The 21,246-nt window shown below is 64.3% G+C and carries 17 protein-coding genes and 2 pseudogenes; 8 read left to right on the top strand and 11 right to left on the bottom strand.

The features are described 5' to 3' along the window. Positions 1-120: 120 nt before the first annotated feature. Both QE452_RS07180 and QE452_RS07185 read right to left on the bottom strand, forming a co-directional pair. Complete coding sequence (locus QE452_RS07180; protein WP_309658912.1) at positions 121-675, bottom strand: hypothetical protein; 555 nt, start codon at positions 673-675, stop codon at positions 121-123. Between the two features lie 185 nt (positions 676-860). After that, a pseudogene (locus QE452_RS07185) lies at positions 861-1,514 on the bottom strand (TonB-dependent receptor plug domain-containing protein); the annotation flags it as partial. Positions 1,515-1,983: 469 nt separating this feature from the next. Here QE452_RS07185 and QE452_RS07190 point away from each other — a divergent pair. Beyond that, on the top strand, positions 1,984-2,697 hold the full coding sequence (locus tag QE452_RS07190) for a PAS domain-containing protein (protein ID WP_309658911.1): 714 nt from the start codon (positions 1,984-1,986) through the stop codon (positions 2,695-2,697). Positions 2,698-3,496: 799 nt separating this feature from the next. Here QE452_RS07190 and QE452_RS07195 read toward each other — a convergent pair. From QE452_RS07195 to QE452_RS07210, 4 genes are all read right to left on the bottom strand, one after another. Next, positions 3,497-3,955: a hypothetical protein gene (locus QE452_RS07195; RefSeq protein WP_309658910.1), complete on the bottom strand. Its 459-nt coding sequence runs from the start codon at positions 3,953-3,955 to the stop codon at positions 3,497-3,499. Between the two features lie 212 nt (positions 3,956-4,167). Next, positions 4,168-4,560, bottom strand: coding sequence for a response regulator (locus tag QE452_RS07200; RefSeq protein WP_309658909.1), 393 nt, complete (start codon positions 4,558-4,560; stop codon positions 4,168-4,170). Further along, complete coding sequence (locus QE452_RS07205; RefSeq protein ID WP_309658908.1) at positions 4,557-5,624, bottom strand: HWE histidine kinase domain-containing protein; 1,068 nt, start codon at positions 5,622-5,624, stop codon at positions 4,557-4,559. Before QE452_RS07205 ends, QE452_RS07200 begins: the two co-directional genes overlap by 4 nt. A 776-nt stretch (positions 5,625-6,400) precedes the next feature. Then, a complete protein-coding gene (locus QE452_RS07210; RefSeq protein ID WP_309658907.1) occupies positions 6,401-6,547 on the bottom strand; it encodes a hypothetical protein in 147 nt (48 codons plus the stop codon). Between the two features lie 155 nt (positions 6,548-6,702). Between QE452_RS07210 and QE452_RS07215 the strand changes: the two genes are divergently transcribed. From QE452_RS07215 to dld, 6 genes are all read left to right on the top strand, one after another. Then, positions 6,703-8,475, top strand: a complete 1,773-nt coding sequence (locus QE452_RS07215; protein WP_309658906.1) for an HWE histidine kinase domain-containing protein — start codon at positions 6,703-6,705, stop codon at positions 8,473-8,475. A 5-nt stretch (positions 8,476-8,480) separates the two neighbouring features. Next, the gene (locus QE452_RS07220) at positions 8,481-8,858 is read left to right on the top strand and encodes a response regulator (protein WP_309658905.1); all 378 of its coding nucleotides are present in this window, start codon (positions 8,481-8,483) and stop codon (positions 8,856-8,858) included. Between the two features lie 421 nt (positions 8,859-9,279). Beyond that, a protein-coding gene (locus tag QE452_RS07225; protein WP_309658904.1) for an IS630 family transposase occupies positions 9,280-10,226 on the top strand; the annotation gives its coding sequence in 2 pieces (ribosomal slippage) (positions 9,280-9,616 and positions 9,616-10,226; 948 coding nt in all). Between the two features lie 495 nt (positions 10,227-10,721). After that, entirely contained in the window at positions 10,722-11,522 is an 801-nt protein-coding gene (locus QE452_RS07230; protein ID WP_309658903.1) for an FCD domain-containing protein, read from the top strand. Then, positions 11,519-12,652: an FMN-dependent L-lactate dehydrogenase LldD gene (gene lldD, locus QE452_RS07235; RefSeq protein ID WP_309658902.1), complete on the top strand. Its 1,134-nt coding sequence runs from the start codon at positions 11,519-11,521 to the stop codon at positions 12,650-12,652. The genes QE452_RS07230 and lldD overlap by 4 nt, the downstream gene beginning before the upstream one ends. Next, the gene (dld, locus tag QE452_RS07240) at positions 12,649-14,355 is read left to right on the top strand and encodes a D-lactate dehydrogenase (protein WP_309658901.1); all 1,707 of its coding nucleotides are present in this window, start codon (positions 12,649-12,651) and stop codon (positions 14,353-14,355) included. The genes lldD and dld overlap by 4 nt, the downstream gene beginning before the upstream one ends. Positions 14,356-14,361: 6 nt before the next feature. Here the strand turns inward: dld and QE452_RS07245 are convergent, their stop codons facing one another. The 4 genes from QE452_RS07245 to QE452_RS07260 form a co-directional block, all read right to left on the bottom strand. Continuing rightward, positions 14,362-14,931 carry an ankyrin repeat domain-containing protein gene (locus QE452_RS07245; RefSeq protein ID WP_309659088.1) on the bottom strand — a complete coding sequence of 190 codons (570 nt, stop codon included), beginning with the start codon at positions 14,929-14,931 and terminating at the stop codon, positions 14,362-14,364. 71 nt (positions 14,932-15,002) lie between these two features. Then, entirely contained in the window at positions 15,003-16,700 is a 1,698-nt protein-coding gene (locus QE452_RS07250) for a catalase (protein WP_309658900.1), read from the bottom strand. Positions 16,701-16,939: 239 nt separating this feature from the next. Beyond that, a complete protein-coding gene (locus QE452_RS07255; protein WP_309658899.1) occupies positions 16,940-17,971 on the bottom strand; it encodes an acetamidase/formamidase family protein in 1,032 nt (343 codons plus the stop codon). A gap of 10 nt (positions 17,972-17,981) precedes the next feature. After that, positions 17,982-19,871 carry a gamma-glutamyltransferase family protein gene (locus tag QE452_RS07260; protein WP_309658898.1) on the bottom strand — a complete coding sequence of 630 codons (1,890 nt, stop codon included), beginning with the start codon at positions 19,869-19,871 and terminating at the stop codon, positions 17,982-17,984. Between the two features lie 167 nt (positions 19,872-20,038). Between QE452_RS07260 and QE452_RS07265 the strand changes: the two are divergent. Next, positions 20,039-20,203 (top strand): annotated as a pseudogene (locus tag QE452_RS07265) (IS3 family transposase); the annotation flags it as partial. 62 nt (positions 20,204-20,265) lie between these two features. On the opposite strand, the gene QE452_RS07270 reads toward QE452_RS07265, so the two are convergent. Continuing rightward, a complete protein-coding gene (locus QE452_RS07270) occupies positions 20,266-21,246 on the bottom strand; it encodes an MBL fold metallo-hydrolase (protein WP_309658897.1) in 981 nt (326 codons plus the stop codon).

Genomic DNA, 21,246 nt, shown 5'->3' on the forward strand with positions numbered 1-21,246 from the left:
GTTGCCTGTCAATGGTACCCAGGACACGGCAATGAAGGCACGCAGAGCTTCGTGCTCTGGTATGCGTTCAATCCTCTCGATGGTTTCCGGCCCCTTGCACCTTGAGTGTGGGGGGCCAAACTATCTCAGGGAGTCATCGACGAGCACGTTGGCGTACTTGCCCCCCGGTCGTTGCTTGCCCTTGTCCCTCGTCTTGAATTCGTACTTCTCGGCCAGGTGGGACCCATCCATTGGGGAGACATCCCAATGGAAGGCGCCGTCGTAGATGCATCCCAGGCGGTATCGGCGCGTGAGCGCAACGGCGATGTCCGCGTGATCATGCGGCTCCCCATGGAGGCCGGCATCGTGTCCGGGGCTGAAGCCGAGGCGCGAGCGGCCGACGAACGCCCGCTTTGTCTTGTCCCAGTGCAGCTGCCGAAAGTCGCGCAGCTCGCGCACCGGGTTCTTTCCTGCGACAACCCGGTCCAGCAGGTTCGTGACAGCGTTATGTTGGCCGAAGATCCTTGGAGGCAGCAGGAGCGCGGAACCGGGCTTGAGGACCGGTTCGATCACGGCCGCCCGAGCATTCAGCGTCCGGATTGCTTCGGCGCATCGATCCGCGGTGTGCTGCCGCTGCCCATAGACGCTCCTGGGGATTCGCAACGGCAAGGCAGCATGTGCGAAGGTCTTCAGCAACTCTGCCTCGCTCGAGCCTTCCTGGTATACTAGGAAGAGCCGCCGGGGCTGCTCGAGCGCGCAAGCCTGATGCCCGGCCTTGTCGCACTTGCGGCCGGCACCTGTCTTGCTGCAGCCACGCTGGGCATTGCGGCAAAAGCCCACGGGGCGCCGGGAGGATCCGAAGACGCCATCTGCCGCCTGGCCCAGTACCTTCGCGTATGGAAGCGCAGGGTGTCGGTGAGCTTGGCGCCGTAATCGAAGTCGAGCCGATACTCGCCATAGTCCAGGCCAGCGGTCGCCATGATCGCGCCGCCCGGCACGTCACCGGTCTTGGAGATCATGTTGATGACCCCGCCGGGCGAATTGGACGAGAAGGTCGAGGCGGACCCGCCGCGAATGGCATCGACCGACGACACGTTCATGTCGGCGCGCAGGAAGATGTCGGCATTGCCGAAGGTGATGTCGCCGAATTCGAGCACCGGCAGGCCGTCTTCCTGCAACTGCAGGAACTTGGCGCCGCCCGACGCGATCGGAAGGCCGCGGATCGAGATATTGGCATTGCCGTCGCCGCCCGAGCTTTCCGATCGGATGCCGGGGATGTTGCGGAAGATTTCTGCGGTCGAACGCGGTGCAATCTTCAAGATCTCGGCTGCGCCAAGCGAGCTGGTCGAGATGGCGCTGTCGAGACGATCGCGGCCACGCGCGACGGCGGTGACGACAATATCCTTGCCGGCCGTGGTCTCCTCACGGGCCTTGTCATGTGTAGATGCGCCATTCGGTGCTGCTTGCGCCTGCGCTTGCGCAGGGACCAGCAGAGCGAAAGGAATGGCTGACAGTAGCGGATTATGACGAAGCACTTGGTCCCCCCTAAGGCATTTGAGGACCTTCTATCGACGAATTATTTGCAAGCCATTAAATCGAGGTAGTTTTAAAGCGTAATTCATAGGTCAATATTGCTGTTGATGCAGCTGACACCCCAACGGTAAAGTAGCCAAAATTGACATTATCTTCTTACTGGCGGCATTTATTTCCGACTAACTGCGGATCGGACGGAATATTTTACCGACTGATACGCAAATTGCTGCCTGCAGACTTACATCGGCAGGAGGGCCGGGATAATTTCTGAACATGCGATCGTTTTCGGGATGCCGCGCCGTCCGTCGAGGTGGCAACCTCGATCGTACCCGCCATCAGAGGTGCGATCGAGGGAGGCCAGCCAAACAGAAATTTGCCGTGACCTGCGACCGGATCAAGCAAGGCCGTACATCATGGTGCGACTTCCACGACATGAACCAAATCGGCTTTTAAAACGCACCCTTGAGGCGCTTGTCGCAGATCAGCCAATGGGCCTATCTATACGGCTTGGCCTTCAAGATTGTGGTGACGATGCCGACTGCTCATTGCGTAGCCACGATCGATGGTATCATCCTCACCGCAGATCGAGGGTTTCTCGACCTTGTTGGATTGAGCGAGGCAGAGGTGATCGGTGCCTCCTACCGCACCATCACCCACCCGGACGATCTCGACCGAAGCGCCACGATGCTGGCCTCTCTCGTCGATCGCGCACCGCCATTCCGCCTGCAAAAGCGGTATGTCCGACCGGATGGCACCATCATTGCCGCGAACCTGTATGTCACCCGGTTCACCGATGCCGATCGGCTCGTCAGCACGATCTTCTGGAATGACGAGGGACGGACGCCGCCGCCGGCGCGGCTCTGGGAAATGGCGCTGCGCATCCGGCGCTTGCACGAGGTGCGCAAGGCGGCACTGGGTGACGACCTGTCGACGGATCCGGTCTGGTCGGTGCTGAACTGCGTCTACCTTGCCGAGGCGGAGGGGCGCGTCGTCGGCCTGTCCGATATCGCGACCGAGACCGGCCTGCTGCCGGCGATCGTGGAACGCTGGGTGAAGGTCCTTAGCGATCGGGGGATCGTCGAACCCTGCGCGCTGGCACGGCGAAACGTCCAATTGACCCAAGCCGGCATGTCGAAGATGGAGGCGATCCTGTCATCCGCATACGAAATGCCGGTCTCGCGCTGACGCTTCGTCGACCAGGCAGATCACGCCGTCCAGATAGGCGGCCGCGACCGCGCAGCCTTGCTCGTCCAGGATCGCGAGGGCTTCGCGGAGAAGGTCCGATGCAAGCTCCAAGCGTGCTCGATCTTGCTGGTTCACCTCTGCCTCCTATCTGCCGCCACGACGCTACCATCGTCGGGATTACAGCGGGATAGCCAAGATATGACAGGCGCCAACGCACATCACCACTCGTTATCGGCAGGCTGCACAAAATCACCCCGTCGCCTCGCTACGCTTGCGCGTCGGGAACACCGGCCCGCGCACCGTCATCCTGTCCGCCAGGTCGGGCGGCTGGAGGCCGACCACATCCTCATAGCGGCCGGTCAGCCGCCGGTCCCAGTCCGCCTCCAGCAGGATCGTGATCTTCGCCTTGGAGTGGATCGGCGCGCCGGTCTTTTCCCAATCAACGAGAGGAAGAGGGTCGTTTTCGAAAAATGCGGCATGCGTATCATGACGCGATTTTACAGGTTCGATCGTCGGCGGTCCCGGTTAGGTTTGGCGTATCACACGGAGAGGAGGCTGAAATGGACACAGGTGAAACCGATCAGCTCATCGCCCTGGTACATGCGTGCGGCTTGCGAGCGGGCGCCGATACGTCGAAGAGCCGGTCGGATTGCCCGTTTTGCGATGACCGTGCCGATCTCTGTCGCGCGTGGCTCGCCGGTTTCGGTATCGGTCGCGCCGTTCTGTCGAAGGCGCGGCCCTGACATGGGGTCTGGAACGACCGCTCAGCAGCGGATCGATCGCGGCCGGCCTCTATCGTTCAGGATCCTTGAGGCCGGTTAAGCCCCTTCCCGATATGCGCGACCGCTTGCCACCAGCGCGGAAAAGCGGCTTTTTTCCGACTGAGATGCCCGGTGACCTCGGCCACCAATGCCTTTACCGATGCAGCATAGCCTTCCCGATCCTTGATGATTTCGGGCATGGACCAGCATCCGACATGATCCGTGTATCGCCGCCGCAAGTCGGCCGCTTCGGCTCCTAATTCCACGAAGTGCAAAGGGCGCTCGGCTATAGACAGCCGACGGATAGGTCCGTTGATCGCCGCTTCTTCCGCGATGACGTTTTCATGCAAAAACCTTGCCAATTGCATCCTGGCTTTCCCGATCTCGTCGATACTGGCATCCGCCCGTAGGTGCGACAGGAGTATGGAACAGCAATCGATGATCGCGTCATGCTGTTGTTCAATCGCGGCTTTAGCTTGATTTATCTGGAGTGTCACGCCGGCCCTGTAGCGTAGGATAGCGGATAATATGATGAATTATTTGACATAACAGGGGATTGAGAACGCTTCGCCATCCACCGGTATTCGTCGCACCCGCCGTTGTGGAATTGCGCGAAAAGAGGACGCAAGCCCGGCGGCAGCTAACGATGACTCGCGTCTGCATCCGGATCGAACGTAGCTGGTCAGGTGGTCGGCTGGACCGATGCCCCTCACCCCTGCGCCAATGAATGACCCCGCAACGCGTCATCAGCAGACCTGAGCAATTCATCCCCCCGGTACGGCTTCTGCAGCACTGGCACGTCCTGATAGGCGCCGTTCAACCCTGCCCGGCCGTAGCCGGTCGCGAAGATGAAGGGCGTCCCCCGGGCCCGCAGCAGATCGGCGACCGGGTAGCTCCGCTCTTCGCCCAGATTGACGTCGAGGATACCAAGCTCCACCTCGTCATCATCCGCCAGCACCATGGCCTCGTCCAGGCGCATCGCGAGAAGCACCTCGCATCCCGCATCAAGCAACAGGTCTTCCGCCAGGGCCGCAACCAGGCTCTCATCCTCGACGAGAAGAATGCGACGGCCATTGAGGGAATGGGGGGGCATCATGGTCATGACGCTGTGTCCGTCGCTGTTTCCGATATGGCGACGTCAGCGCTGCCCGGATGCGGAAGGCCGAGATCCATCTGGCACACGAGCCCCGATGGACGGTATTGAAGCTGGATTGATCCTTTGAACTCCATAGAAACCTGACGCTCCAGAAGACGCGTGCCAAAGCCCTTGCGGGTCGGCACCTCGACTTGCGGTCCGCCGACTTCCTCCCAGCGCATGGCGAGGCGCTCGCCTCCCGCCGCCTGCCCCCTGACCTGCCACTCGATACGGACCAACCCATCGGGCACCGACAGGGCGCCGTATTTGACGGCGTTGGTGGCCAGTTCGTGGATCACCATGGAAAGCGAAACCACCATTTTGGGTGCGAGCGGGTGATCGACCCCGTCGAGCTCGAAACGACCGGGCGCTTGGTAGGCGGCAATCGCCGTCTCGATGGCGGTATAGAGGCTGGCCCCTGTCCACCCCTCCTTCGTCAGGACATTGTGCGCGCCTGAAAGGGCAACCAGCCGGCCCTCAAAGGCCTGTCGCGCATCCGCATCGGCCCCCTTCAACGACTGGTAGGCGATCGACTGGACGGCCGAGAGCGTGTTCTTCACGCGGTGGTTGAGCTCGTCGATCAACAGGCGCTGACGCTCCCGCGCGGCCTTCTCCTCGCGTATATCGCGAACCTCGATGATCGTGCCGATCGTTCTAGACGCCTCGTCGCGAATGGGGCTGGCGGTAAAGGCGACCGGATAGAAGCTCCCGTCCTTGTGGACGAAGGTTTCCTCCCCCTGGGTCTGGTTATGCTCGGGAAAGGCGCGATCGATCGCACATTCGGCAAGCGGGAAGTGCGAACCGTCCGGTCGCGTATGGTGGACGATGTCATGGAGCGGGCGATCGAGCGACAACACCTCGTCCAGCGTGAATCCGGTCAGCTTCTCGGCCGCGCGGTTCATGTAGATACATTGCTGCCGCTCATCCATCAGGATGATCGAGACGGAGGCGTTGTTGAGAACGGCATCCAGTCGACGTTGCGTGTCGCCGAGCTGTCCGACTTCAGCGCTGCTCGCACCCTTCAATCCCATGCCTGCCCCTTAAGCCCGTGTCGCCATCATCCAACCATATGGGATTATACAAACCCCGCAACCGGTTAGACCCTGGATGGTTGCAATCGGTTTAAATGCGACGCCCGCGAGGTCGCATGCGAGGGCCGATAATGCACCAATGCGGTGCGCCGCGAGCGACACATACCTATGAAAGTGAACAGGATGGCACCAAGGCAGATGAAACCGCATCGGTATACGGAACGTCGAGAATGGGAGGCTTGCCTCGTAAGTCCGTATAAGCCTCGCCACCCTTGCGGATCGGGAACAGGGGGCCGCCTGCCACGATGCTCGACGTCGCGTCGGTGGACGCCCCTGCGGAGATTGCCGCCGGTCAGTTTGGCGGTGATGTCTTCGCCGATCCGGTAACCATGCGCCTCTTGCACCTCGACGCCTTTGGCCTCCCGAAGCGGGCCGAGGCTCATCCTTCCGCCGCCACGCTAAATCGCGCCTGGTCGACGTCGCGCCCGATCACACCGATGCGGACCAGCTGGGCGACCCGTTGTCGTATCGGGGGGCTGCCGATGCGTGGCCGTATGCCCCGGCCGATACGGCATCCTGTAGGGGGCATCCAATCGCCTGGGCATTCGATCTCGACTGCGGTGGCGGCCCAGGTTGTGGCGCCGGCTAATCCGTCCACCCCGCCTCTGCTTTCCGCTCTTATGGAGGCGGTGGCCCGGCGAAATCTATCCCAGCCCGGCCCCGGGATTTCGTCCCGGTACGGTGATCATCGAATGGCAGCGAACCGAACCCGTGTCCTACCGCTCCACCACGAGCTGATCGACCAACCGTTCCACATCCTCCCCCACCGCCTCCAACGCGATGACGATGTCGATTACCTCGCCTCTGAACATCAGATCGATGCCGGCAGCCAGCCCGTCGTTCCGCTCGGCCGACGCGGGCATCAGGTGTGCAGCTCGGATGTCCCGATTTATTCTCGTCGGCGGATGATTGCCAAATCCGGTTCACCTGCCAACGCTTATCGCGCGATAGACCTGTATTCCGGATGTGCTATGGCATTGCAGACAAGCAGAACGAGGTCCTGCACTGGACGATTCACATGCCGCATAGCAAGACCATCCCTGCCATCGACCGCCTGCTCTCAAGGTCATTACAGTATAGATTAAGCCAGCCGCTGCGTTTCGTCATCGCGACGGCTGCGGTCCTCGTAGTGGCGTTGTTCCGGGCGTTCGTCGTGACGTCGATCCTGCCGTGGCTGCTTTTCGTTCCGGCGATCCTGGCGATCGGCCTGATGCTGGGACGCGCGCCCAGCGTCTATGCCAGTGTCCTGGCAACGGCCGCCGCGGCCATCTCGATCGCCAGTCCCGATCGACCATATTGGCTGACCGACGTGCAATGGGTCGCCAGCCTCATCTTCCTGGCGATCTCCGTGGGCGTCGGGATGCTCGCCGCCGAGCTGCGCGCGGCCTTTGCCCGCGCACAGAGCCTGACCCTCGAAAAAGACGATGCCCTCGCCCGCTTGTCGGATCGCGAATCCTTCCTCTCCAGCGTCCTTGCCAGCTCGACCGACTGCATCAAGATCCTCGATCTCGACGCACGCCTGACGTTCATGTCCGAAGGCGGGCAGAAGATCATGGAGGTCAGCGACTTCAACGCGATCGCGGGCTGCCCCTGGCCCGATTTCTGGCAAGGCGGAGGCAATGTGGAGGCGCGCGCCGCCGTCGCCGCCGCAAGGGCAGGCGAAAGCCGCAGCTTCGTCGGCAATGCCTCCACCATGGCGGGTACGCCGAAATGGTGGCACGTCGCCGTCAGCCCGGTACGCGGGCCGGACGGCGCCCCGACCGGCATCCTGTCGGTGTCCCGCGACATCACGGCCATCCGCGAGGCGCAGGAGGAAAGCAACCGGCTGCAACGCGTGGTCGAGAACAGCACCGATTTCATCGGCCTGGCCAGTATGGACGGCACCGTCTTCTCCCTGAACGATGCCGGCCTGGAGCTGGTCGGCTTGGACCGGTCGGCACTCAATGCCGTGGTCATCGCCGACTTCTTCCCACCGGAAGAGGCCGAGATCGTCGGGGCGCAGGTGCTTCCTGCCGTCCAGAACGCAGGCAATTGGTCCGGCGAACGCCTGTTCCGCCACTTCCGGACCGGGGAACTGATTCCGGTCCTCTACACCGTCTTCTCCGTGTTCGACACGGACGGCACCCAGATCGGCTACGGCACGGTCACGCGCGACAATCGCGAACGCCATAAGGCGCGCGAACAGCAGCAGCTGCTCAACGACGAACTCAGCCACCGGCTGAAGAACGTGCTGGCGGTCGTGCAGTCGGTCGCGGCGCAGACCCTGCGGCAATCGACCGATCTCACTTCCGCGAACGACGCGCTCGCGGCGCGCCTCACTGCCCTGGCGCAAGCCACGGATGTCCTCACCGCCAAATCCTGGGCGGCGGCCGATCTGCACGAGATCATCCGGCGGACCCTGGCACCCCATGGCTTCGGCGATCGCATCCGAATGCAAGGACCCGCGATCGTGCTCGATCCGCAGATCACCTTGGCCTTCGGACTGGCGTTGCACGAGCTGGCCACGAACGCTGGCAAATATGGGGCGATGTCGACGGACGCCGGACATGTCGATCTCACCTGGAGCGTAACGCATGGATCGATCGGCGAAGAGCCACGTTTTCGTCTTATATGGCAGGAGGTTGGCGGGCCTATCGTGCGCCCACCGACCCGCCAGGGCTTCGGGCAGCGGATGATCGAACGATCGCTGCGCTCCTATTTCAAAGGGTCCGCCAAGCTCGACTTCCCGTTGAGCGGTCTTGTGTTCACCTTGGACGCCCCGTTGGGCGACAATGGGAAGGTTTGCGAGTAAGCGTCATGGGTCAGAGCAAGCCTATCACCACTAGGTCCATCCTCATCGTCGAGGATGAGGCGTTGATCCGGTTCGACCTGATCGACTTCTTCGAGGATGCCGGCTTTCGCGTATTTGAGGCGGCCGATGCGGACGAGGCGATTGAAATCCTGGAGCGGGAACGCACCATCCGCGTGGTTCTCACCGATATCCAGATGCCCGGCTCACTGGATGGCCTCAACCTGGCCCATTATGTCCGCGACCGGTTTCCGCCGACTGCACTGATCGTCACCTCGGGCGCGCTGAACCCGCACCCAGCCGATATGCCGATCGACAGCTTCTTCGTTCCGAAGCCGATGAACACCCGCAACGTCTTGGCGCATATCGAGCGGCTGATCGGCTAAAGGCTAAGTCCGCGAACATGATGCACCACGGCGGAGCATACGCTCCGCTGCCTATGACAATCCATCTCGTCAGGTCTGCCTCTTTGGAGCTGGTCCACCTCAGTGACGCCTTATGCTTGATCGACAGTCGACAGTGACATCCGCAGTTAGTGCGGAGATTGACGCGTTCCCCAGCACTCTCCCAGTTTTAATTGGAGTCCAGGGTTGGTATGCTCCTTGATTTCTCATCCAATCTGAAGGTTAAGCAACCGTCTCAGCTTACGGTTCTCCTCCTTTAGCGGCTTGACGTGCAGCAACGCGCCAATCCCGAGTTCCGCACCCCCTCTTCTAGAGCGGTTTCCGGCCCTTCTGAATCGTTGAGGATTCACACGTGCGCAGTTTTCTGATTCAGGCTGTGAGCCGGGTCAGGAGGCCGGCACCTATGCCGCGAGTGCTGTCACAGGATCTTCGGAAGCGGGTGGTCGCCGCGATTGATGGCGGGATGTCATGCCGTGCTGCGGCAGCGCGGTTCGGGGTGAGCGCGGCAAGCGCGATCCGCTGGCGGCAGTTGGTGGTTCAGCACGGCACGCCGGCAGCCAAGCCGCAGGGCGGCGACCGTCGTACAGCCAGGATCGACGCGCATGCAGCCTTTATCCTGGAGGCGATCGAGGCGAAGGACGACATCACACTGGTCGAATTGCAAGCGCTGCTCGCCGAGCGCGGCACGCCGGTCGGGATCGGGACGCTGTGGCGTTTTTTCGACCGGCATCGGATCACGCGCAAAAAAAGACGGCGCACGCCACCGAGCAGGACCGCCCCGACATCCTGAAGCGCCGGGAAGAGTGGTTCGATGGGCAGCTCGATCTTGATCCCGAACGCCTGGTCTTCATCGACGAGACCTGGGCGTCCACCAACATGGCGCGTCGCCACGGTCGCTGCCGGCGCGGCGAACGGCTGCGCTCGGGCGTGCCCCACGGACATTGGAAGACCACCACCCTCATCGCCGGGCTGCGCCGCACCGGCATGGTGGCGCCGATGGTGCTCGACGGCCCGATCAACCGCGACGCGTTCGTCGCCTATGTTCGCCAAGTGCTGGTGCCCGGCCTCTCACCCGGCGACATCGTCATTATGGACAATTTGTCGAGCCACAAGGCACCCGCCGCGCGCGACGTCATCGAAGCGGCTGGCGCCAAGCTGCTCTTCCTTCCGCCCTACAGCCCCGACTTCAACCCGATCGAGCAGGCGTTCTCCAAGCTCAAGGCGCACCTGCGAAAGGCCGCAGAGCGCACTATCCACGGCCTGTGGGACGCCATCGGTCGCATCCTCGACATGTACCCACCACAGGAGTGTGCCAACTACTTCGCTAACGCCGGATACGATGCAGACTGATCGGAAAATGCTCTAACGGCAAAACGTCTGATCCAAATCCCCGTTCGACGATTAACTTCAGCCACCGGAGAGTCCGTCTGCGCCTGCTTCAGCGGAAAGGCGATCCGCTCTTCCGTGTACCTCGACTTCTTCAGGTTCCAGCTCCTTGCCCGTAGGCTTCAAAGGACGGGAAAAATTCTTGCTCTGATCAAGCTAGAACAGAAAGTCGTGGATTTATAGGCCGCGACAACTGCGATCATATATGCCCGCGCTCGCTGTAAGGCCTGACCATCTCCGGCGTTATCCTGGGGGCGGCACCAACATCGGCACCTAACAGACTAAACCGCACTGCTGGTAGTAAATCGATCTTGGTCCTACCATAATATTTAGCTCTGCACCTATTGCTATTAAATGTAAGTTTCGGGAGAATATATCCAGGATTTACCCCCTTGATTGGTCGGACCAAAACTGTGACAGTCCTTTACGCGCGGCGAGACCGTCGGTTGGCGACCCTCGATGCCGCTTGACCCCACGCCCCATCCCACAACCCGGGTCGTCGACCACCTCGTGCAAGCGATCGAGACACTGATCGCGCAAGATCAACTGGCGCCCGGCCAGCGACTACCCTCCGAACGCGCCTTGGCCGAACGGCTAAGTACCTCGCGCGGGAGCTTGCGGGAGGCGATCCAGCGGTTGAGCGCCCAGGGGCGATTGTCGGTTGGAAAGCGGGGCAGCGTCATCGCCGCCCCGGCTGCCGAACATTGGGCGCAATCGACCATTTCGGCGACACTCGCCCCGTTGCTCGCGACCGATGCGGGGTACGCGCGCGATGTGCTGGAGACGCGGATGGGGTTGGAGCGGCAGGCGGCCTATCAGGCGGCGTTGCGCGCATCGCCCGAGGATCACGACCGGATCCGGCGCAGCTTCGACGCGATGCAGGCCAGCCATGCGGGAGGCGATCCGACGGCCGAGGCGCAGGCGGACGCCGCCTTCCACCTGTCGATCGCGCAAGCGTCGCACAACGCCGTGCTCTATGCGGTGATGTCGAGCATGTTCGAGCTGCTGCGCGCCAGCATCTCCGACAGCCTGGCCAAGCTCTACACGGTGCCGCACACCCGCGAACAGCTGGCGGACCAGCATCGCCACCTGATGGAGGCGATCCTGGCGGGCGACGCGGACAGCGCCCGCGACGCTTCGGACGACCATATCGGCTTTATCGAGGCGACGATCCGCCGCGTCGACGAGGAGCAGGCCCGCGTGGCGCGCGCCTCGGTCCTGCATTCCTCCCTCCATGCACAGCAGGAGCAAAGGGCGTGATCATTTCCGCTCCCACCGATTTTCGTGAGGCCGCACGGCGCCGCCTGCCCCCTTTCCTGTTCCACTATATCGATGGCGGCGCCAATGCGGAGCATACGCTGCGCCGCAATGTCGAGGACCTGGCGGATATCACGCTACGCCAGCGGGTGTTGCGCGATGTGGCCGAGTTGCGGCTCGATACCGCGTTGTTCGGGCGGACGCTGGCGATGCCGGTCGTGCTGGCGCCGGTCGGCCTGACCGGCATGTATGCCAGGCGTGGCGAGGTGCAGGCGTCGCGCGCCGCCGCGACGGCGGGCGTGCCCTTTACCCTGTCCACCGTCTCGGTTTGCGCGATCGCCGAGGTGCAGGCGGCATCGTCCGCGCCGATCTGGTTCCAGCTCTACGTGCTGAAGGACCGCGGGTTCATGCGCGACGCGCTGGAGCGGGCGCAGGCGGCGGGGGTGGAGACGTTGGTCTTCACGGTCGACATGCCGGTGCCGGGTTCGCGCTATCGCGACCGGCATTCGGGCATGTCGGGTCCCAACGCGGCCTTTCGCCGGATGGTGCAGGCGGCGACCCATCCGCGCTGGGCGTGGGACGTCGGCCTGCGCGGGCGACCACATGATCTCGGCAATATCTCTGCCTATCGCGGCATGCCGACCGCGTTGGAGGATTATATCGGCTGGCTGGGCGCCAATTTCGATCCGTCGATCGCGTGGCGCGACCTGGAATGGATACGCGACCTCTGGAAGGGCTCGATCGTCATCAAGGGCATCCTGGACCCTGAGGATGCGCGCGACGCGGTACGGTTCGGCGCGGACGGCATCGTCGTGTCCAACCATGGCGGACGCCAACTCGACGGGGTGCTGTCCAGTGCCCGAGCGCTGCCCGCCATCGCCGATGCGGTCGGCGGCTCGCTGAAGATCCTTGCGGATTCGGGCATCCGTTCGGGGCTGGACGTGGTGCGGATGGTCGCGCTGGGCGCGGATGCGGTCATGATCGGTCGCGCCTTCATCTATGCCCTGGCGGCGCGTGGCGAAGCCGGTGTCGCCGAACTGCTGACGCTGTTCGCCACGGAAATGCGCGTCGCGATGGCGCTGACCGGGGCGAAGTCGATCGCGGACCTCGATCGTGGAGCGTTGGCGGCATGAGCGCCCCGACACGGGATGCGGCGCTGATCGACGCGCTGATCGCGATCGTCGGCGCGGCCGAGGTGCTGATCGGTCCGGCCCGCACGGCGCGCTTCCGCACCGGCATGCGCTTCGGCAACGGCCCGGTCGCCGCAGTCGTCCGCCCCGCCACTTTGGTTGAGCAATGGCGCGTGTTGCAGGCCTGTATCGCAGCCCACGCGGCGGTCATCATGCAGGCGGCCAATACCGGCCTGACCGGCGGATCGACGCCGGACGGTGACGATTACGGGCGGCCGGTGGTGGTCATCAACACAATGCGGATCACCGGACTGCATCTGATCGACGCGGGGCGGCAGGTGGTCTGCCTGCCCGGCACGACGCTCTACGATCTGGAGCGCGCACTGGCACCGATCGGGCGCGAGCCGCATTCGGTGATCGGATCGTCCTGCATCGGCGCCTCGGTGTTCGGCGGCATCTGCAATAATTCGGGTGGCGCGCTGATCCGGCGCGGGCCGGCCTATACGGAACTGGCGCTGTTCGCGCGGGTCGATGCGGCGGGACGGCTGCATCTGGTCAACCATCTCGGCATCGCACTGGGCGACGATCCCGAAACCATCCTCGACCGCGTGGAGCGCGGGGACTTCACCGCCGCCGACATCGCGCACGACCCGTCCCGCGCCGCCTCCGACCATCGCTATGCCGAGCATGTCCGCGCCATCGACGCCCCCAGCCCGGCGCGGTTCAACGCCGATCCGGGGCGGTTGTTCGAAGCGTCGGGCAGCGCGGGCAAGGTGATGCTGCTCGCGGCCCGGCTCGACACCTTCGCGCGCGACGCCGACACGGCGGTCTTCTATATCGGCACCAACGACCCCGCCGAGCTGGAGGAATTGCGCCGCGACATGCTGGGCGGGTTCACCACCCTGCCCGTTTCCGCCGAATATATGCACCGCGACGCGTTCGACATCGCGGCGGTCTATGGCAAGGATATCTTCCTCGCGATCCGCCATCTGGGGACCGACCGCCTGCCCGCGCTATTCGCCATAAAGGCACGGGTCGATGCCCTGGCCACCCGACTGCGCGTGCTGCCCCGGCATTTCAGCGACCGGGTCATGCAGGCCGCGTCCCGCCTGTTCCCCAGCCACTTGCCCGCGCGGATGATCGACTATCGCCACCGGTTCGAGCATCACCTGATGCTGCGCACCTCGGGAGACGGCATTGCCGAGACCCGCGCCTATCTGGCGGCGAAATTCCCGAGTGCGACCGGCGAGGTATTCGAGTGCACCGCGGACGAGGGCACCAAGGCCTTTCTCCACCGCTTCGCCGCGGCGGGGGCGGCGATCCGCTACCGCGACATCCATTCCGACACGGTCGAGGATATCGTCGCGCTCGACATCGCGCTGCGGCGGGACGACCGCGACTGGTTCGAGACATTGCCTCCCGCGATCGACGGGCAGATCCTGCGCAAGCTCTATTACGGCCATTTCTTCTGCCATGTGCTGCATCAGGATTATGTCGTGGCCAAGGGGCACGACCCCGTCGCCCTGGAAGAGGCGATGCTGGTGCTGCTCGACGCGCGTGGCGCGGAATATCCGGCCGAGCATAATGTCGGCCATCTCTACCACGCCAAGCCGTCGCTGGCCGCGCATTACCGCGCGCTCGATCCCTGCAACTGCATGAACCCCGGGATCGGCAAGACCACCAAGCGCCCCCACTGGGAAGCCTGATCACGCTTATCGCGCAACGCGCCGTGCCATGGGCGCATTGCCCTGATCGGTCGCAATCGAGCCTGCAGTGCGCCCTGCCGCATCTCGCACCGATCGATCGGCGCCAGCGGCGAGTAGCATGTCGACCTGACGGGTGCGGTTGAACAGCGATGCCATCATCAGCGCCGTCTGTCCGGCATGATTGCGAGCGTTGACATCGCATCCCGCTTTCAACAGGCGGGCGGCGATCGCGTCCTCGCCCTTGAATGCGACGCCCATCTGCGCGGTATTGCCCTGATCGCGGTCGGGCCGGCACGCGTTTGCGCCGTGGGCGATCAACGCCTCGACGGTGGCGAGTTGCCCATTATACGCCGCCAGAATGATCGGCGTGAAACCGCGATCGTCATAGGCGTTGATGTCGGCCCCGGCCCGGACCAGCGGATCGATCATGTCGGTGCGTCCTAGCCGCGCCGCCTCGAACAGCAGTTGCTGGCGCCGCTCGGGCGAAGGCAGGGTCGCGGGAGCGGGTGGAGTGGCGGCCTGTGCTTGCGAAGGCGTCGGCATGGTCGTCGCGAGAAGCACGGCGAGAAGGCTGATCATCGATTTCCCTTTTTTCCGTTCGGGTCCGGGCGGAGCGCGGCATCCCCGCGCCCCACCCAGCCCTCATGTCAGCGCGCCGATTGCGCGGGATTGGCGGTGCGGTACTCGGCGACCGCCCGCGTCACCTCGCCCATCGGGACGTTGACCGCGGTCGCCAGTCGGGTGCCGAAGTCACGATCCGCCTGGTAAAAATAGCTGACCATGATCGTCTTGGTCCGCGCGGACGTGACGACGTTGAGGTCGCCCGCCAGGTTGGTGACGAGGTCAGCCCGGTCCTGCTCCTTCAGTGCACGATAGAAGGCGCCGGCCTGCGCGAAGTTGTCGGTCTTGGCGATCGGCTTGGCGTCGACCGTCGCGTCAACTGCGTAGGGCGCGGCCCGGAAGCGTGCGGCGGTCGTCTTCGCGGCGGTGGCGGCCGGAAAATAGTTGACGTCCGACGTACGCTGCCCGTGGTCGAGCTGGCCATCCTGGTAGTTGTTGTTCACGCTCGCCAGCGGGCGGTTGACCGGCAACTGCATGACATTGGCGCCAATCCGGTAGCGCTGCGTGTCCGAATAGGAGAAGAGGCGCCCCTGGAGCATCCGATCCGGCGAAGCCTCGATACCCGGCACCATATTGGCCGGCGCGAACGCCGACTGCTCGGTATATTCGAAGAAATTGGTCGGCACCTTGTTCAGCGTCATCTCGCCGATCTTGCGGAACGGCACGCCGATCCACTCCTTGGTGTCGTCGAAGGGATTATAGTCGAGCTTGGCGAAGTCCGAAGCCTTCATGGTCTGCACCATCAGGTCCCAGACGGGATAATTGCCCTTGGCGATCTCGCCATAGAGGTCGTCGGTCAGGTAGTTCCACGTCGCGGTCGCGACCTGCGCGCCGTTGAGGTTGCGCACCCCCTGGTGGCTGATCCACCGGAATTTGGCGAACACCGTCTCGCCCTTGGCGTTGACCAGCTTGAACGCGTGGACGCCGTTGCCGTCCATCGTCCGATAGGATGCGGGCGTGCCCAGGTTCGAATAGACATGCGTCAGCATGTTGGTGGCTTCCGGCGTTGCCGAGAAGAAGTCGAAGAAGCGGTTGGGATCCTGCTTGTTCGTCACCGGCGAGGGCTTGAGCGAGTGGATCATGTCCGGAAACTGGATCGCATCGCGGATGAAGAAGATCGGCAGATTGTTGCCGACCAGGTCCCAATTGCCCTGATCAGTGTAGAATTTGGTCGCGAAGCCGCGCGGGTCACGCAGACCCTCCGGGCTGCCCGACGGATGGATCACCGTCGAGAAGCGGACGAAAACGGGGGTCTGTTTGCCGGGCACGAACAACGACGCGCTGGTCAGGTCGGCGATGTCGGCGGTGGCGGTGAAGACACCATGGGCGCCGGTGCCGCGAGCGTGAACAACGCGCTCGGGCACCCGCTCGCGATCGAACCGGGCAAGCTTCTCGATCAGCGTCGTGTCCTCGAGCAGCACCGGGCCGAGGTCACCTGCCGCCTTGGAGTTGCGATTCTCGCCGATCGGAGCCCCGTTGTCGCGGGTCATCTGCGGTGCGCCAGCGCTACCCGCATCGCCCTTGGCATCGACGGTGCCGGTGACGCCGGCCTGAGCGAGGACGGGCTTGCCCGCATCGACGGGGGCAGTGGCCGTGGTCATGCGGGTTTCCGCCTGGGTCTCGGCGGGAGCCATGGTCTGCGCGCCAGCGGAATGGGTCACCGCGAGGACGGAAGCGGCGGCAAGCATCGCCGCCAACTTCTGGCGGTTCGTCGAATTAGTCATCTGGACCCCTTGTTACGGCCCACCGGACGGCGGCCTGATCGCATCGGACATGCGGAAGGGCTGCCGTTCGCAAGGAAACGAACCTTTACCAAACAACGGATTCAAGTAACTGAAATCGATTGTGGCGATGACCGATCGCGACGCCGTGAGCCATCGGCCGTCCACCGTCCGCGTAAGCGACACGCTCGCAATCCAGGCCTGGCCGCTCGGTGACCAGCGAACCTCACGCCCCCGGTGCGCTACCGCTTCGTGAATAGCGCTTTGGGCAGCACGACGTGGACGCCCTTGTTGCGGTCGACCAGTTCGGTGATCTCGACATCGCCCGCGACGCTGATCAGCATATAGGCATCGTCCCGCGTCATCCCCTTCTCGGCGACCAGGAAGTCGATCATGTTGCGCAATGCCTTGCGCGTCGCGTGGCTGAGATCGTCGTCGAATCCCATCGCGATATAGGCTTTCGGTGTCTCGGCGCGCGGATAGGCGATCGCCACCTTCTTATGCAACACGAATTCGAACGTGCCGGTCAGCGAGGTTTCGAGCGCGGTGATGTCGACCTCGCCATTCCCCTGCGCGGCATGGCCGTCGCCCGCCTGGAACAGCGCACCGGGGGCATGCACGGGCAGGAACAGCGTCGTGCCCGCGACGAGCGCCTTGTCGTCCATATTGCCGCCGTTGATCGTCGGCGGCGCGCTGTCGTAGCGCCCGAACGATGGTGGCGGGGCAACGCCCATGCTGCCGAAGAACGGTGCCAGCGGCACCTCGACGCCCGGCGCGAACAGGCCGACCATCCGCTTGGCATCAAGGGGCACGATCTTCATGCGGGCGTAGGGGAAATCGTCGGTCAGGAAGCCCGCACCATAGCGGAATGCGTTGTAAGCATAGGGGATGGCCAGGTCGACCTTGCGGATGCGCACTTCCAGCATGTCGCCGGGCTCAGCGCCTTGGATCGCGATGGGCCCGGTCAGGATGTGACCGCCGGGTCCGCGTGCACTGGCGGGCACGCCGTCATAGACGGCGCGCAGCGCGGGCTCGATCGCGTCGGGCGCCACCCCCGCCTTCTCCAGCCCCGCCGGACTGTTCGTCAGCAGCGTGTGGATCACGACCGTGTCGCCCGACCGGATCGTCAACACCGGTTTGTCGGTCGCGTCATAATGCCCCCAGGCGACCGTCTGCGGAGTCGCCTTCAGTTCGTAGGTCGCGGCCACGGCCGGTGTCGTCATGGCGGCCAGAGCGGCCAGAGCGGCCAGAACGGCCAGGATCAGTCGGTGCATCATCATCCTCTCAATAGGCCAGCGCACAGCCATCGGCGCGCATCTCGCTCGCCGCGGCATAGACGCGGGTCGCGCCGTCCATGCGATGCTCGACGCATTCGTAGCGGCCGAAGCCGCCATCGGGCTCGCCCAGCGTCCAGCCGATCTCGGCCAACCGCTGCCGCGTCGCGGCAGGCACGCCCGTTTCCAGCCGCAGCAAGCCGCGTGGGCCGAGCCCTGCGGCGTCTTCCCCCATCGACTGGGACGATCCCTCGTGATGCCAGCGCGGCGCATCGCCCGCCGACTGGATTTCAAGGCCATAGTCGACGCGGTTGACGACGATCTGCGTCTGCCCCTGCGGCTGCATGTCACCGCCCATCACGCCGAAACTCATCCAGGGATCGCCCCCACGCGTGGCGAAGCCGGGAATGATCGTCTGGAACGGCCGCTTGCCCGGTGCATAGATATTGGGATGGCCGTCCCTCAGGCTGAACAGCTGCCCGCGATCCTGGAACATGAAGCCCAGCCCGTCGGCCACCAGTCCCGACCCCATGCCACGGAAGTTCGACTGGATCATCGACACCATCATGCCGTCCTTGTCGGCACAGCTGAAATAGGTCGTGTCGCCGTGGCTCGGCGCCTGCCCCGGATAGACCGGATCGAGAATGCGGTCGGTCCGGATCAGCTTCGCCCGCTGCCGGGCATAGTCTTTCGAGATCAGCCATTCGACCGGCACCTTGCTGAAATGCGGGTCGGCATAGAAGCGCGCGCGGTCTTCATATGCGAGCCGCTTCGCCTCTGCCTGGAGGTGGATCGACAAGGGCGACTGAAAGCCTGCATCGCCCAAGTCGAACGTTTCGAGGATGTTGAGCATCTGGAGCGTCGCGATGCCCTGCGTGTTCGCGCCCAGCGCATGCACGTCCACGCCCCGATACCCCGTCCGGTGCGGCTCGACCCATTCCGACCGGTGCGCTGCCATATCCTCGAACCGAAGCCAGCCGCCGATCCGCTTGAAATAGCGATCGATGACATGCGCGATCTCGCCGGCATAGAAGGCGTCCCGCCCGCCCTTCGCGATGGCACGATAGGTGCGCGCGAGATCGGGATTGCGGAACACCTGGCCCGTGGCCGGCCCCTTGCCGTCGGTGAGCCCGTAGGTCCGCAGCGCGTTGGCCGTCTCTTCGATGCCGTTGCCCGGTCGGCGGAACGCCGCCATGCTGCGCCGGATGTAATAAGCGATGATGTCGGGCACGGGCGCTCCCGCCTCGGCATGCATGATCGCCGGTTCGAACAGCTTTGCCCAGGGCAGCCGGCCATAGCGTCGGTGCATCGTCCACCACGCATCGACCGCCCCCGGCACCGACACGGACACGGCCCCCAGCGGCGGTAGCGCACCGCCCCGCGCCCGCGACCGCACCGTCTCCAGGCTGAGGCCCCGCGGCGACCCGCCCGATCCCGCCAGCCCGACGACCTGGCGCTGCTTCGGATCCCAGATCATCGCATAGGCATCGCCACCGATGCCGCTGGAGGTGGGCTCCAGAAACCCGAGGCAGGCATTGATTGCGATGGCGGCATCCACCGCCGATCCACCCTGGCGCAGGATGTCGATGCCGGCCTGGGTCGCCAGTGGATGGGCCGTACCCGCCGCCCCGTTGAGCCCGTACGCCGCTGTGCGGGAAGCGAAGCTGGCCCCGACCGGCCGATCGCCTGCGGAAACGTCGGGTCGCAGGAAGCGATCGGTGCCGGCCTCCCAGCGTTTCGGGAGCGCCGGCGTCGCCGGCTGAGGCGCGCCGCCCTGCCCCGGGCCAGGCGCGCCCTGCCCGCCGGATACACCCGTGCCCGCTTGCTGGGTCTCGGCGAAAACCGAACCGGGCAAAAGCGCCGCGCCCGGCACGGCGGCAAGAAAAGTTCGACGACGCATGATTTTACTCCCCGGTTCTGGTGCGCATCCTCAACAAGGAGCCGGACAAGTAAAGGCGTATCGACATGGGTCACGAACGCCGATCCGTGACGACGCATCGGACCCAGCCGTCGCGGCTTTTCGGCTCGGCGAGACGCTCGCCACCGTGATCCAGCGGAAAGGCGGGTCGCCGGGTGACTGCGCTGTTGCATGCGGCGGGCTGGTCCGTGAACCACAAGCAGGCGGAACGGATCTGGCGGCGCGAAGGGCAGAAGGTGTCTCTGCGCCAACCGAAGCGCGGGCGGCTGTGGCTGAACGATGGTTCGTGCATCAGGCTGCGACAGGAATATCCGCATCTTCGCCGAACCTTTGTATCATACCGGCCCGCCAAAGGAGGCACGCCCCTGGAACGGCTCTAGCCGAAGCGGTAGACGCCGCCCGCTTCCGCCGCGACGAAGCGGTCCGGGGCTAGGTGCGCGGCGGCCAGCGCCGCCGTCAGTTCTTCGCCCGGCGCTTCGCGGGCTTCGTCGGTCAATTGGAAGGTTCCCCAATGGATGCCCAGCGCACGTCCTGCCCCGACGTCCATGAAGATCCGTACCGCCTCGGCCGGGTCGACATGCTGTGCGGCCATGAACCATCGCGGCGCATAGGCACCGATCGGGATTAACGCCAAGTCGGGTGCCCCCAACCGCTCGCGTACCTCGCCGAAGATGCGTCCATCACCATAGCCCGTGTCGCCGGCGAACCAGATCGCGCCGGCGGGCGTGTCCAGATAATGCCCGCTCCACAGCGTCATGCGCGTATCGCTCGGCCACCGGTTCGACCAGTGGTTGGCCGGGGTCAGGGTGCTCGCAACACCGTTGCCGAGGTCGAGCCGGTCCCACCAGTCGCCGGTCACGCACCGCGCTGCCGGCACCGCCGCCCGGACGATCGCATCGTTGCCGAGCGGCATCGCCATCAGCGGGTCGTGCGCAGTGTAAAGGTGCCGCAGCGTGTCGAGGTCTAGATGGTCGTAATGGGCGTGGCTCAGCAGCACGACATCGATCGGGGGCAGGTCCGCGAATGCGATCCCCGGCGCGGTCACCCGCTTGGGTCCGACGCGGCGGAACGGGCTGGCGCGCTCCGACCAGACCGGATCGGTGAGGATGTTCACCCCCGCCGCCTGGATCAGCAGCGAGGCATGGCCGACCATCGTCACGCACAGGCCGTCCACGCGTTCCGCTGGCCTGGCCGGCGTGACCGGCACCGAAGCCCGCCACTTGGCAGCGCCGCCCGCCAGCTTCCAGCGCAGCATCGCGCGCAGACCCCGGTCGGTGCTGGCCTGCCCCGGATTGAAGAAGCGGGTGCCGTCGTAATGATCGCTCGGCGGCCCGTCATAATAGCGGTTGCGGACCAT

The sequence above is a fragment of the Sphingomonas sp. SORGH_AS_0438 genome (assembly GCF_031453475.1).
In the GTDB taxonomy this organism is placed as follows: Bacteria; Pseudomonadota; Alphaproteobacteria; order Sphingomonadales; family Sphingomonadaceae; genus Sphingomonas.